The 13,324-nt window shown below is 59.1% G+C and carries 15 protein-coding genes; 9 read left to right on the forward strand and 6 right to left on the reverse strand.

Annotation, left to right across the window (positions count from 1 at the left end):
- Positions 1–82: 82 nt before the first annotated feature.
- Positions 83–1,015, forward strand: a complete 933-nt coding sequence (locus tag H8F21_RS23310) for a lipid A biosynthesis lauroyl acyltransferase (protein ID WP_203585420.1) — start codon at positions 83–85, stop codon at positions 1,013–1,015.
- 36 nt (positions 1,016–1,051) lie between these two features.
- Complete coding sequence (locus H8F21_RS23315; protein WP_203543010.1) at positions 1,052–2,215, forward strand: patatin-like phospholipase family protein; 1,164 nt, start codon at positions 1,052–1,054, stop codon at positions 2,213–2,215.
- Positions 2,216–2,221: 6 nt separating this feature from the next.
- On the opposite strand, the gene H8F21_RS23320 is transcribed toward H8F21_RS23315, so the two are convergent.
- Together H8F21_RS23320 and H8F21_RS23325 are read right to left on the reverse strand one after the other, a co-directional pair.
- Positions 2,222–3,007, reverse strand: a complete 786-nt coding sequence (locus tag H8F21_RS23320; protein ID WP_136475039.1) for an MlaA family lipoprotein — start codon at positions 3,005–3,007, stop codon at positions 2,222–2,224.
- Positions 3,000–4,298 (reverse strand): serine/threonine protein kinase, encoded by a 1,299-nt coding sequence (locus H8F21_RS23325; protein WP_203585421.1) that lies wholly within the window; start codon positions 4,296–4,298, stop codon positions 3,000–3,002. Before H8F21_RS23325 ends, H8F21_RS23320 begins: the two co-directional genes overlap by 8 nt.
- 243 nt (positions 4,299–4,541) lie before the next feature.
- Between H8F21_RS23325 and H8F21_RS23330 the strand changes: the two genes are divergently transcribed.
- Entirely contained in the window at positions 4,542–4,904 is a 363-nt protein-coding gene (locus H8F21_RS23330; RefSeq protein WP_203479592.1) for a hypothetical protein, read from the forward strand.
- A gap of 104 nt (positions 4,905–5,008) precedes the next feature.
- Here H8F21_RS23330 and H8F21_RS23335 read toward each other — a convergent pair whose 3' ends face one another.
- Positions 5,009–6,565 (reverse strand): glycoside hydrolase family 17 protein, encoded by a 1,557-nt coding sequence (locus tag H8F21_RS23335; protein ID WP_203585422.1) that lies wholly within the window; start codon positions 6,563–6,565, stop codon positions 5,009–5,011.
- A 224-nt stretch (positions 6,566–6,789) separates the two neighbouring features.
- Between H8F21_RS23335 and H8F21_RS23340 the strand changes: the two genes are divergently transcribed.
- The 3 genes from H8F21_RS23340 (at position 6,790) to H8F21_RS23350 (ending at position 9,797) form a co-directional block, all read left to right on the forward strand.
- Positions 6,790–7,638 carry a glycine betaine ABC transporter substrate-binding protein gene (locus H8F21_RS23340; RefSeq protein ID WP_203585423.1) on the forward strand — a complete coding sequence of 283 codons (849 nt, stop codon included), beginning with the start codon at positions 6,790–6,792 and terminating at the stop codon, positions 7,636–7,638.
- 192 nt (positions 7,639–7,830) lie between these two features.
- Entirely contained in the window at positions 7,831–8,142 is a 312-nt protein-coding gene (locus tag H8F21_RS23345; protein ID WP_107025985.1) for a DUF485 domain-containing protein, read from the forward strand.
- Positions 8,139–9,797 (forward strand): cation acetate symporter, encoded by a 1,659-nt coding sequence (locus H8F21_RS23350; RefSeq protein WP_203479589.1) that lies wholly within the window; start codon positions 8,139–8,141, stop codon positions 9,795–9,797. The genes H8F21_RS23345 and H8F21_RS23350 overlap by 4 nt, the downstream gene beginning before the upstream one ends.
- Before the next feature lie 114 nt (positions 9,798–9,911).
- Here the strand turns inward: H8F21_RS23350 and H8F21_RS23355 are convergent, their stop codons facing one another.
- Positions 9,912–10,070: a DUF3309 family protein gene (locus H8F21_RS23355; RefSeq protein WP_136478888.1), complete on the reverse strand. Its 159-nt coding sequence runs from the start codon at positions 10,068–10,070 to the stop codon at positions 9,912–9,914.
- Between the two features lie 223 nt (positions 10,071–10,293).
- Here H8F21_RS23355 and H8F21_RS23360 point away from each other — a divergent pair, with 223 nt between their 5' ends.
- From H8F21_RS23360 to csrA, 3 genes are all read left to right on the forward strand, one after another.
- Complete coding sequence (locus tag H8F21_RS23360; protein WP_203585424.1) at positions 10,294–11,106, forward strand: SDR family oxidoreductase; 813 nt, start codon at positions 10,294–10,296, stop codon at positions 11,104–11,106.
- An 80-nt stretch (positions 11,107–11,186) separates the two neighbouring features.
- Positions 11,187–11,519 carry a YnfA family protein gene (locus tag H8F21_RS23365; protein ID WP_203585425.1) on the forward strand — a complete coding sequence of 111 codons (333 nt, stop codon included), beginning with the start codon at positions 11,187–11,189 and terminating at the stop codon, positions 11,517–11,519.
- A 135-nt stretch (positions 11,520–11,654) separates the two neighbouring features.
- Positions 11,655–11,837 (forward strand): carbon storage regulator CsrA, encoded by a 183-nt coding sequence (csrA, locus tag H8F21_RS23370; RefSeq protein ID WP_136475046.1) that lies wholly within the window; start codon positions 11,655–11,657, stop codon positions 11,835–11,837.
- Here the strand turns inward: csrA and H8F21_RS23375 are convergent, their stop codons facing one another.
- Positions 11,838–12,065 (reverse strand): YheU family protein, encoded by a 228-nt coding sequence (locus H8F21_RS23375; RefSeq protein WP_107025990.1) that lies wholly within the window; start codon positions 12,063–12,065, stop codon positions 11,838–11,840.
- Positions 12,066–12,130: 65 nt separating this feature from the next.
- The gene (locus tag H8F21_RS23380) at positions 12,131–13,315 is read right to left on the reverse strand and encodes an osmoprotectant NAGGN system M42 family peptidase (RefSeq protein ID WP_203585426.1); all 1,185 of its coding nucleotides are present in this window, start codon (positions 13,313–13,315) and stop codon (positions 12,131–12,133) included.
- Positions 13,316–13,324 lie beyond the last annotated feature (9 nt).

The following is a 13,324-nucleotide window of genomic DNA, read 5'->3' on the forward strand; positions in this document are numbered from 1 at the left end:
ACTTATAACGAGAACGCCGGTTAGCCGCAACCCGTGCCGAACCGTTGTAGAATGCACGGCCATTGTCATTCCGGAATCTTTAATGGATCGCCCGCGTTTTCGTCGTTATTTTCTGCACCCGCGTTTCTGGCCGCTATGGTTGGGCCTGGGCCTGTTGTGGCTGATCGTGCAGCTGCCGTACCGGGTATTGCTGGTTATCGGGCGCGCTTTGGGTGCCTTGATGTATCGGGTGGCCGGTGAGCGTCGGTATATTGCTGCGCGCAATCTGGAGCTGTGTTTCCCGGAACTACCGTCCGTCGAGCGCAAGCGTCTGCTCAAGGAAAATTTCGCCTCCACCGGCATCGCCTTCTTCGAAATGGCCATGAGCTGGTGGTGGCCAAAGGCCCGCTTGGCACGCCTGGCCCATATTGAAGGATTGGAGCATTTGCAGGCTGCCCAGCGTGAAGGCCAAGGGGCCATTCTGATGGCCTTGCATTTCACCACCCTGGAAATCGGCGCAGCCCTGCTTGGCCAGGAACACACCATCGACGGTATGTACCGCGAGCACGGTAACCCTGTGTTCGACTTCATTCAGCGGCGCGGCCGCGAGCGGCACAACCTCGACTCGCTTGCCGTAGAGCGCGAGGACGTGCGCGGCATGCTCAAGCTGCTGCGCGCCGGACGCGCCATCTGGTACGCACCCGACCAGGATTATGGCGCCAAGCAAAGCCTGTTCGTGCCGTTGTTCGGTATCGAGGCGGCGACGGTCACGGCGACCACTAAATTTGCTCGCCTGGGCAAGGCACGGGTAATTCCCTTCACTCAGCAGCGTCTGGCTGATGGCAGTGGTTACCGCCTGGTGATTCATCCGCCGCTGGCGGATTTTCCCGGCGAGACCGAAGAGGCCGATTGCCTGCGCATCAACCAATGGATCGAAAGTGCCCTGCGCGAGTGCCCGGAGCAGTACTTGTGGGCCCACCGACGCTTCAAGTCACGGCCGGCAGGAGCGCCGAAGCTCTACGACAAGCGGCGTTGACGCCATTCGCGGGACGATTTTCTCTTGAGAGACACCATGTCAGCACAACCGATCACAGGATTGATCCTCTCCGGCGGTGGCGCCCGCGCCGCCTACCAGGTGGGTGTGCTGGCCGGGATCGCCGATCTACTCCCTGCCAATGCAGCCAATCCGTTTCCCGTAATCGTCGGTACATCCGCCGGCGCAATCAACGCTGTGACCCTGGCCAGTGGCGCGATGCATTTTGCCGATGCCATCCGTCGTCTCACCAGTTTCTGGCAGGGCTTTCGCAGTCACCAGGTACTGCGCAGTGATTGGCCCGGGGTCATTCGCCAGGCCAGCCGCTTTGTCGGGCATAGCCTTCTCGGACTGGGCGCACCGGTGCCGGTGGCGTTGCTCGACAGTTCGCCGTTGCGCCAGTTGCTCAACCAACACCTGGACATCAACGGCATCGCCCAGGCGCTCGAACAGCAGCACCTGCATGCGGTGGCGGTCACAGCCTTCGGATACGAGTCGGGTCAGGCGGTTACTTTCTTTCAGGGTAGGGGCGCTATCGATCCCTGGCTGCGCCACCGCCGTATTGGCTTGCCGACGCGCTTGAGCGTCGAGCACCTGCTGGCCAGCTCTGCCATTCCGCTGCTGTTTGCGCCAGTCAAACTGGGCGAGGAATACTTTGGTGACGGCGCGGTTCGCCAATCGGCGCCCATCAGTCCGGCGCTGCACCTGGGCGCCAGTCGCGTGCTGGTGGTCGGGGTCAGCGGCAACCCTCAACGGCCGCTGGAGGGTGAGTCGCGGGCGCGAGTGTTCAGCGGCCAGCAACCGAGCCTGGCGCAGATTGGCGGGCATATGCTCAACAGCACCTTCATCGATAGCCTGGAGGACGACATTGAGCTGTTGCAGCGCCTGAATCACCTCAGCCACCTGATGCCCGAGCACCTGGAACGCCGTCGCCTTGGCCTGGCGCCAGTCGATGTATTGGTGGTGGCCCCGAGTCAGCCGCTGGATGAAATCGCTGCACGCCATCGACGCGAGCTACCTGCGGCCCTGCGCCTGTTTCTGCGTGGCCCGGGGGCGACGAAAACCAGCGGTGCCGGTGTGCTCAGCTACCTGTTGTTCGAGGCGGGCTACTGCAGTGAGCTGATCGAGCTGGGGCGTCGCGATGCCCTGGCCAAGCGTCGGGAGTTGTGCAACTTCCTCGGCTTGCCCCAGGCCGCTGGCTGAGCAGGATTACTCGGCGATTTGTAGATGACGCGCTGCGGTGTACACGTAGCGGACTTTTTCATACTCGAATGGCGAGTTCAGTTGCCCATAGCGGAAGTTGGTGGTGTAGCGCTTGTCGATCGCGCGCAAAATCCACACTTCTGGATGGTTGCTGCTGACTTCGGCGACATTGAGGTAATTGATCCAGTTCTCAGCGCTGTAATCGACCACCAGCCCGCTGGTGTCACGCAAGTTCGACGGGCCCAGGATCGGCAGCATCAGGTAAGGGCCATCCGGCACGCCGTAGAAACCCAGGGTCTGACCGAAGTCTTCGCCTTGGTAGGGCAAGCCCATTTTTGTCGCCGGGTCCCACAGCCCGCCAACGCCGATGGTGGTATTGAGCAGCAAGCGTGCGGTGATCTCCATTGAGCGCTGGCCCTTGAACTGCAGCAGGCTGTTGAGCAAGTTGGGCACATCGCTCAGGTTGCTGAAGAAGTTGCTGACCCCGGTGCGCACAAAGCTTGGGGTGATGTAGCGATAGCCATCGACTACCGGCAGGAACACCCACTGATCGAAGCGATAGTTGAAGTGGTATATCCGCCGATTCATCGACTCCAGCGGGTCATAGACGTTGAGTGCCGCCAAGGTAGAGCGTTCGAACTCTCGCTGGTCCAGCCCGGGGTTGAATTTCAGTTCCTTGAGTGGTTCGGTGAAGCCATCGGCTTCGACTACGCTGGCACGCGGCGCGACTTCATCAGCCTGGGCCAGGGCGCTGGCAAACAGTGCAGTGGCAATCAATAAGTGTTTAACCACGGAAAAACTCCAGCATGGCGTCGCTGTTGACGCGGTAGTTGAGGTTGCCGCAATGGCCGCCGTGGGGATAAAGGGTCAAGCGATCGCCAAAGGTCTTGCGCAAAAAGCCAATGTCGCCCGGGCCGAGAATGACGTCATCGGCGTTGTGCATCACGGCGATTTTCGGGCTGTTTTGCAGGTAGTCCTGAAGCGCATAGAGGCTGACCTGATCGACCAGTTGGAGCAAGCTGCCGCCATCGGTGCGTGCCCGCCACATGGGAATGACCTGGTCGGTCAGGTAACAGTCGAAATCACACTGCAGCGCACGCTTGAAAAACGGCGTAAGGCTGCTGCCCTCGGTGATCGGATACTTGGGGGGAATGATCAGCCCGCGACGATTGATCAGGTCGGAGGTAAAGGCGATGTCGGCGGCAGAGAAGCGAAACGAGGTGCCGATAAGCATTGCCATCTGTTCGTTGCTCAGATGTTGACGCGATTGCTGGAAGTCATAGAGCAGGGCGTCGTTGAGGTCGATGTAGCCTTTTTGCTGAAAGTAGCGGGTGAGCTTGCTCAGCACCAGTTCGTAGAAAGTGGTGCTGGTGTTTACGCCCTTGACCTCGGTTTGCACCATCTTGTCGAGGTTGCTGATCGAGGTGTACAGGTTGACGGGTGGGTTGAGCAGCAGCACGCGCTTGAAATTGAAGCTGCGTCGGGTTTCATCCAGGTGGCTGACGAATGCTGCATCCAATGCACCCAGGCTGTAACCGCTGAGGTAGTACTCGGTCACCGGCAGTCGCGGATGTTGGGCGCGCACCGCTTGCATGACCCGGTAAAGGTCTTCGGCATCGTCCTGGCTTATACCCGGTGTGGCGTAGCGCGACGCCGAGGTGATGAAGTCGAAGCTGGTTGGCGAGGACAACTGCACTACGTGGTAACCGGCTTTGTAAAAAAGCCGCTTGAGGTATTCGTTGATACTGCTGGAGTAGGGGGCACCTGTACCGGCAATAAGAAATATCAGGGGGGCAGGGTGATCTTGTTTGGCCAGGCGGTACTTGAGCTTCTTCACTGCCCAGAAATTATCGGGGAGGGTGAAGGCACGTTCCGGCCGCAGATTCAGACTGTAGTCGGACTGAAAGATGTCATCGTCGGTGGGCAGTTCCGGACGTAGATCCGGGGGCGTGGTGGCGATGGTGGCTTCGAACGGATTGGTCAGCGGATAGCCGTAACTGGCGGCATCGATATCTTGTGCCGAAGCGGACGCACTCAGGAAAATGCCGCCGGCGAGGGCAGCGAGGCGTAATAATCGAAGCATGACGGATCCCCAAAAAAGGCAACTGCAAATTGCGTAACGCAGGCTAGGACCATGATGTCCTTGGCAAAGTTGCCTGGCGCTCCGGCATTTATCGTCCCAGATGTTGCCGCTTTTAATTGTGTCACGGCAACAATTGGTTCCATTTATCTTCAGTTCAAAGTAGCCGAGCCTGGCGCTTTTGCCTTGCATAGACGGCTCGGAGCATTATGCTGGGCGCCGAATTCGAAGATTCCGGAGCATTGCATGTCTCGCCGTTTGCCGCTGATCATATTGTTGCTGTTTGTGCCCTTATGGGTCGCGGTCAGTTACGGGGTGCGTTACGTGCTGATGGAAGATGGCCAATGGGTGGGTATCTGTGCCGAGCAGGCGCAACTGTGGGAGTGCCAGGCACGCTCGACCTTGGGGTTGATGATTCACTTTCGGGTCATCGCCTGGACCGCCCTGGGCCTGGCGCTGCTGGCGCAAGTGGTGCCTGCCCGTGCGGGTTGGCGGCTGGCGGTTCTGGCCTTGGTGTTCGGGATTCCGGCGCTGGTGTTGTACACCGCCAGCATCGCGGTGTTTGCGGTGGTACTGGCAGGATTGCGCCTGGTGCGCCGTTCGCGCTAGGGAACCAACCCCTGGTGGGAGCGGACTCATCCGCAAAGGGCTGCGTGGCAGTCCCATCGCCGGCAAGGCCGGCTCCCACATTGACGCGCTAACGACGTTTGGTGCTAGCCCTGAACACGAACCCGCAGGCTGCGCCACAGCGCCGCGACCATCAGCACACTGACGCCCGCCCATACCAGCGCCTGCTGGTTATTCAGGCCTTCACTGTACAGTTGCGGGGCGATGCCGGCACCAACGATAAAGGCCAGCAAGCCTATTTCTGCCCGCGGTGCGCGCACCGGGCGCAGCAGGTAAACCACCGCTGGCAGAATCAATGCGGCGCTCGGGAAGCTGCGATAACGCGGGTCAAACACCAGCGCCAGCATGCTCACTGCCGCAGCAAAACCTGCCGCCAGCAGCCACCAGCCAGCACGTGCTTCAAGCCAGGCAAATAGCCGCTGGCGCCATCCGTCCCGTTGCGCCAGTGCCAGCGCCGCGTGGGCGAGGACAAGCAGGTTCAAGCCCGCCAGCAACCCCGCCCAGATCCATTCGCCAACAAAGCGGCTGTTGATTCGTACCAGCTCGCCCCAGAGGCCCAGGCTCGCGGCACCAAGGGCTGCCAGTAGCGGCAACAGCAAGGCTGCGCGGGTGCTACTGACACGACCGGCCAGCAGTAGGGTGGCAGCAAACAGCAGGACACCTGCGATCAACCATTGCGACCAGAACACCAGATTGCTCACCGGGCCTTCAAGAATGCCCTTGTCCTGACGGTCTGCATCGTACAGGCCCCAGTACCCACCTACAGCGCCTTCGCTGGCACGCTTCCAGGGTTGGTCGAAGGCTTCGATCAGGTTGTAATGCCAGCCGTTCTGTTCGGCCATGGTGACGAAACCGCGAATGAACCGCGCTTCATTTACCCGGCTAGGCAATGCGGTTTCGCGTTGGCGACCCTCACTGGGCCATCCGGTTTCACCGATGACGATATCCTTGGGCGCAAAGCGGTTGCCGAACACCTGGCGAATCTCACCGACGTGCACCAGGGCATCGTCGATGCCCTTGGGATCATCTTCCCAATAAGGCAGCAGGTGGATGGTGAGAAAGTCTACGGTGGGGGCGATTTCCGGATGCTGCAGCCAGAACTCCCAGACGTCGGCATACGTCACCGGCACACTGACCTGGCTTTTCACTTGCTTGATCAATGCAGCCAATTGCGGGCCGGTTACTTCCTTGCGCAGCAGGGCTTCGTTGCCGACGATTACCGCCTTGACCACATCCGCATTCGCGTTGGCCGAGGCAATCAGGGCCTTGACTTCTTTTTGCGTATCGACTGGATTGGCGTTGATCCAGGCGCCGAGCATCACTTTCAAACCATGCTTGCGCGCAAGCTCGGGGATGGCTTCAAGCCCTGTCATCGAATAGGTGCGAATGCACTCGAAGCGCTGGGAAAGCAAGGCCAGATCGGCGTCCATACGCGCTGGGCGAAGCTTGAATGGCTGGTCGAACGGCGATTGGTCCTTGTCGAACGGGGTGTAGGAGGCGCACTGCAGTTTGTGCGAGGCGCTGGCCGCATCCGGCAGGACCACCGGCTGGCCCAGCCCATACCAGAGGCCTGCCAATGCAAACAGGCCAAGCAGGCAGGCAAATAGATACGGTAGCAGGGGGAAGCGGGCAGTCGGGGACATGGATCGGACCGTCAGGGAGCAAAGCCGTCAATAGTACCTGCAAATGAGCCGGGCTAAAGCCTTGGCCGGAAAACTTGGCTGTACTGCATGTTGCTTCATGTAACCGCGTTGGCAGCTGGCGATGTGATGTCGCTTCTCGATGCCTAAAGGTCGTTGCCAGAGCAGGTCTGGGGGCGGCAGCGGTTGATGATGCAACTTCCGTGACGTGACGAGGGGAAGCTTTGATGAAAATGCGACGACTCCTGGGGGTGGGCACAGCCCTGGTAATGGCCATTGGCGCTGTACACGCGTCGGCCAAGGAAGTGAGCATCGGCTACGTCGATGGGTGGTCTGACAGTGTCGCCACCACCAACGTGGCTGCCGAAGTGATCAGGCAGAAGCTCGGTTATGACGTCAAACTGCAGGCCGTGGCCACCGGCATCATGTGGCAGGGGGTTGCCACGGGGAAGCTCGATGCCATGCTCTCGGCCTGGTTGCCGGTCACCCATGGTGATTACTGGACCAAGAACAAGGATAACGTTGTCGACTACGGTCCGAACTTCAAGGACGCCAAGATCGGCCTGATCGTCCCCGAGTACGTCAAGGCGCAATCGCTTGCCGATCTGAAGACTGACGACAGCTTCAAGCACAAGATCGTCGGCATCGATGCAGGCTCGGGGGTAATGCTCAAGACCGACCAGGCGATCAAAGACTACGATCTTACCGGCTACAAACTGCAGGCCAGCTCCGGCGCGGCCATGACCGCTGAACTGGGCCGTGCCTATGCCAAGCAGCAATCCATCGCCGTCACCGGTTGGGTGCCGCACTGGATGTTTGCCAAGTGGAAACTCAAGTTCCTTGACGATCCGAAAGGCGTTTATGGCGCCTCTGAAACGGTCAAAAGCATCGGCAGTAAAGACCTGGACAAGAAGGCGCCCGAAGTCGCGGCCTTCCTGAAGAAGTTCCAATGGCAGTCCAAGGATGAAATCGGCGAGGTCATGTTGGCCATTCAAGAGGGCGCAAAGCCTGAAGCTGCAGCCAAGGATTGGGTGGCCAAACACCCCGAGCGCGTCGCTGAATGGGTCGCCAAGTAATGGCCTGACGCCTCTATCGCGCACCTTCCAGGGCCGCAGCACTGACAACAGTGCTGCGGCCCTTGTCGTTCCTGGCTGTTACCGATTCGGTAAAACAGTTTTGCATCTAAGACTAAGGTCGTCTGGAGTGCGTCCAAAGGCAGCATAAAGTGGAGCGGGTACTACCTAATCTGTGCTGCGAGGACAAAAACAATGAACGACAGCATTTATCTCTCGATACAAAACAGCCCGCGGTTCAAGGAGCTGGTGTCAAAACGTGAACGATTCGCCTGGATTCTCTCGGCGATCATGCTCGGTCTCTACTCCGCTTTTATCCTGTTGATCGCCTATGGCCCGCATGTATTGGGTGCCAAGCTCAGCCCTGACTCTTCGATTACCTGGGGGATTCCCCTCGGTGTTGGCCTGATTCTTTCGGCATTCGTGCTGACCGCGATCTATGTGCGTCGCGCCAACGGCGAGTTCGACGAGATGAACAAAGCGATCCTCAAGGAGGCACAGCAATGATCCGGCGTCTTCTGGCAACTCTGGCCTTCGGCATTTTCGCACCTGCCGTCTGGGCCGCCGACGCCCTGACCGGCGAGGTGCATAAACAACCTTTGAACATGGCTGCGATCCTCATGTTCGTCGCCTTCGTCGGTGCCACGCTGTGCATCACCTACTGGGCTTCCAAGCGCAACAACTCTGCCTCCGACTACTACGCAGCCGGTGGCCGTATCACCGGTTTCCAGAACGGTCTGGCGATTGCCGGTGACTACATGTCGGCAGCGTCCTTCCTGGGTATTTCCGCCCTGGTGTTCACCTCTGGCTACGATGGCCTGATCTACTCGATCGGCTTTCTGGTCGGCTGGCCAATCATTCTCTTCCTGATTGCCGAGCGCCTGCGTAACCTCGGAAAATACACCTTTGCCGACGTCGCCTCGTATCGCCTTGGCCAGAAAGAAATCCGCACCCTGTCGGCCTCAGGCTCGCTGGTGGTGGTGGCGTTCTACCTGATCGCGCAAATGGTGGGTGCTGGCAAGCTGATCCAGCTGCTGTTCGGTCTGGACTACCATGTCGCAGTGATTCTGGTCGGTATCCTGATGTGCATGTACGTGCTGTTCGGCGGCATGCTGGCCACCACCTGGGTGCAGATCATCAAGGCCGTACTGTTGCTCTCCGGTGCCAGCTTCATGGCGCTGATGGTAATGAAACACGTCAACTTCGACTTCAACGCCCTGTTCTCCCAAGCCATTGATGTTCACCCTAAAGGTGAAGCAATCATGAGCCCTGGCGGATTGGTCAAAGATCCTATTTCGGCGTTCTCGCTCGGTCTGGCACTGATGTTCGGTACCGCTGGCTTGCCGCACATCCTGATGCGCTTCTTCACCGTCAGCGATGCCAAGGAAGCACGCAAGAGCGTTCTCTACGCCACTGGTTTCATCGGTTACTTCTACATCCTGACCTTTATCATCGGCTTCGGCGCGATTCTGCTGGTCAGCACCAACCCGGACTTCAAGGACGCCGCTGGCGCCCTGATCGGCGGCAACAACATGGCAGCGGTGCACCTGGCTGACGCCGTCGGTGGCAGCGTGTTCCTCGGCTTCATTTCGGCGGTTGCTTTCGCGACCATTCTGGCAGTAGTGGCCGGCCTGACCCTGGCCGGTGCTTCCGCGGTGTCCCATGACCTGTACGCCAGCGTGATCAAGAAGGGCAAGGCGAACGAGAAAGATGAAATCCGTGTCTCGAAAATCACCACCATTGCCCTGGCAATTCTGGCGATCGGCCTGGGTATTCTTTTCGAAAGCCAGAACATTGCCTTCATGGTCGGCCTGGCGTTCTCGATTGCTGCCAGCTGCAACTTCCCGGTACTGCTGCTCTCGATGTACTGGAAAAAACTGACCACCCGTGGCGCCATGATCGGTGGCTGGTTGGGTCTGATCAGCGCCGTGGCACTGATGATTCTCGGCCCAACCATCTGGGTGCAGATCCTCGGTCACGAGAAAGCGATCTACCCGTACGAGTACCCGGCACTGTTCTCGATGCTCATTGCCTTCGTTGGGATCTGGTTCTTCTCGATCACTGACAAGTCCAAGGCAGCTGACGAGGAACGCGCGTTGTTCTTCCCGCAGTTTGTTCGTTCGCAGACTGGCCTGGGTGCCAGCGGTGCAGTCTCGCACTAAGTAATAAGGCAGCCCCTGGGTTCAGGGGCTGCCTTATTAGTCACCAACTGAACACCTCAAGCCGCACGTTACTGCAGTATGTGTACTGCATTGGCCTGCGGCTTTTTGCTGCGTCTAGATTTTGCCTAGTAGCAACAGGATCAACAGGATAATAAGAACCGTACCGATGATACCGGACGGGCCATAGCCCCAACTTCTGGAGTGCGGGAAGACGGGTAGACCACCGATCAGCAGCAGTATCAGAATGATGATGAGAATGGTGCCCATGGCAATTTCCTTGTTTGACTTGAGGGAGTAGGCGTATCGGTACAATCCATCTAATCGGTCATGGGTTTCATGCCCGCTTGTTAATTCCGACTCCTTTGCGCAGCGAAAAGTTTAATTCTGCTTTCATCACTGTTTGCCTGTGCCATTCAGCATCCTGATAGAGCGTGGGGGCAGGCCATGCCTTCGCTACACTGGCGCTAACTTTCAGAACCGTACAAGGCATCCGGCTATGCAAAATCGCATGATGATTACTGGCGCAGGCTCGGGCCTGGGCCGGGAGATCGCACTACGTTGGGCGCGCGAGGGCTGGCAACTGGCGTTGGCGGATGTCAACGAGGCTGGCCTCAAGGAAACCCTGGTATTGGTCAGCCAGGCGGGCGGCCAGGGTTTCGTGCAGCGCTGCGATGTGCGCGACTACAGCCAACTGACTGCACTGGCCCAGGCCTGCGAGGAAAAGTTTGGCGGTATCGACGTCATCGTCAACAACGCAGGTGTTGCTGCCGGTGGCTTCTTTGCCGAGTTGTCGCTGGAGGATTGGGAGTGGCAGCTGTCGATCAACCTGATGGGCGTGGTCAAGGGCTGCAAGGCATTTCTACCGATGCTCGAACGCAGCAAAGGCCGGATCATCAATATTGCCTCGATGGCGGCGTTGATGCAGGGGCCGGCCATGAGCAACTACAACGTGGCCAAGGCTGGTGTACTGGCGCTTTCGGAAAGCCTGTTGATTGAGCTTCGCCAGCAGGAAGTCGCCGTGCACGTGGTGTGTCCGTCGTTCTTCCAGACCAACCTGCTGGACTCGTTCCGGGGTCCGACCCCGGCGATGAAGGCGCAGGTCGGCAAGCTGCTTGAAAGCTCGCCGATTACCGCCGCCGATATAGCCGAGTACATCTACCAGCAGGTTGCTCAGGGTCAGTTCCTGATTCTGCCCCACGAGCAGGGGCGCGAAGCCTGGACGCTCAAGCAGCGCAACCCGCAATTGATCTATGACGAGATGGCCGTCATGGCAGAAAAAATGCGCGCCAAAGCCAAGCCTGTTGTGTAGTACAGGCCTGGCGCGTGCCACTGGCGAGGAACCGGATCGGCTATCCTAGGGCCGTTTTCAGTTGGAACGGGATTGCCGGTGTGATCAATTACGTGTTGTTTTTTCTTGCGGCGGTTTTTGAAATCGCCGGTTGCTACGCCTTTTACATGTGGCTGCGATTAGGCAAAAGCGGCTGGTGGATTGCGCCAGCGCTTTTGAGCCTGACCCTGTTCGCGCTGATTCTGACGCGCGTCGAAGCGGCCTATGCCGGGCGCGCCTACGCCGCCTACGGTGGGATCTATATCGCCACTTCATTGCTCTGGCTGGCGCTGGTGGAGCGGGCGCGGCCCTTGGGTAGCGACTGGATCGGTGCGTTGCTGTGTGTGCTGGGCGCAAGCATCATCGTGCTGGGGCCACGGTTGCAGAGTGCCTGAGCTGGCTCAGACGTCGAAAATCTGTAGGAGTTATCGCCAGCTTTGGTGGGATCGGTCTATTTGACCGGCGGAGTATTGAAGCGCTCTGACACCCCGTGCAGTCTCCGAATTCTCAGCTTAGTGGAGGATCGGAGCATGTTGGTAATAGGCCGCGAAGTTGGCGAAGTCATCACTATTGACGAGAAAATCAAGGTCAAGGTGCTGTCGGTGGAGGGCAATGTGGTGCGCTTTGGTATCAGTGCACCCCGTGAAATCGAAGTGCACCGCGCCGAGATCTACCGACGAATAGCCGAAAAGGTAGCCAAGAACCCGAGTTGATCAGTCGAACAATTCCTTGGGCACGTCGTGCTTGGCCAACAGCTGGCATTGCTGGCTTTCCAGATCGAAGAGGATAAACGCCTGTTTCTTCGCCAGCGCTTGGCGTACGCGCAACACGCGGGTTTCCAGCGGCGTGTCGTCACCGTTGTCGGTGCCGTCGCGCGTGACGAAGTCCTCGATCAGGCGGGTGAGGGTTTCGGCTTCCAGTTGGTCGTAGGGAATCAGCATAATCAGCGCAGGTTTGGCGAAATAAGTACGCATGCTACGCCAAACCTGCCCGTACTGTGTAGGCGCTAACCATTGTTGCCTACCAGACTGTCGACTGCCGGCACTCGCGTTTCACTTTCCATCTGGGTGTCGTGCTCCAACTGGTGGCTGAAGCTTTCCAGGGAGCTGCCGGTGGCATGCGAATCGCTGGCGAACACCGGTGGACTGAGCAAGTAGGCGGTCAGCAAACGGCTCAGTGCAGCCAGGCTGTCGATGTGGGTTCGCTCGTAGCCGTGGGTGGCATCGCAACCGAAAGCCAGTAATGCAGTGCGAATATCATGGCCTGCGGTGATTGCCGAGTGGGCATCGCTGAAGTAGTAGCGAAACACATCGCGGCGCGCCGGCAGTTCGTTGTCGCGGGCAAGTTTGAGCAAATGCCGCGACAGGTGATAGTCATAGGGCCCCGCCGAGTCCTGCATGGCAATGCTTACGGCATGCTCGCTGGAGTGTTGACCGGGGGCGACAGGCGCAATGTCGATTCCGACGAATTCGCTGACGTCCCAGGGCAAGGCAGCCGCCGCGCCTGAGCCGGTTTCCTCGGTGATGGTGAACAGCGGATGGCAGTCGATCAAGGGTTGTGCGCCGCTGTCGACGATAGCCTTGAGCGATGCCAGCAGTGCTGCAACGCCGGCCTTGTCGTCCAGATGACGGGCGCTGATATGGCCGCTTTCGGTAAATTCCGGTAAGGGATCGAAGGCCACGAAGTCGCCGATGTCGACCCCCAGGGTTTGGCAATCGGCACGGGTGGCGCAGTAGGCATCCAGGCGCAGTTCAACATGCTCCCAACTCACGGGCATTTGGTCGATGGCGGTGTTGAAGGCATGTCCGCTGGCCATCAGCGGCAACACGCTGCCACGCAGCACCCCGGTGTCGGTAAAGACGCTGACGCGGCTGCCTTCGGCGAAGCGACTCGACCAGCAGCCTACCGGCGCCAGCGACAGTCTGCCATTGTCCTGGATCGCCCGCACGCTGGCGCCGATGGTGTCCAGATGGGCTGAAACGGCGCGGTCCGGCGAGCTCTTGCGACCTTTCAGGGTTGCGCGAATGGTACCGCGGCGGGTCAGTTCGAAGGGGATACCGAGTTCTTCCAGACGCTCGGCAACATAGCGCACGATGGTGTCGGTAAAACCAGTGGGGCTGGGGATGGCGAGCATCTCCAACAAGACTTTCTGCAAATAATTGAGGTCAGGTTCCGGTAGCTGTTCAGCCATGTATCCTCC

Source organism: Pseudomonas arcuscaelestis (assembly GCF_016881005.1).
GTDB lineage: Bacteria > Pseudomonadota > Gammaproteobacteria > Pseudomonadales > Pseudomonadaceae > Aquipseudomonas > Aquipseudomonas arcuscaelestis.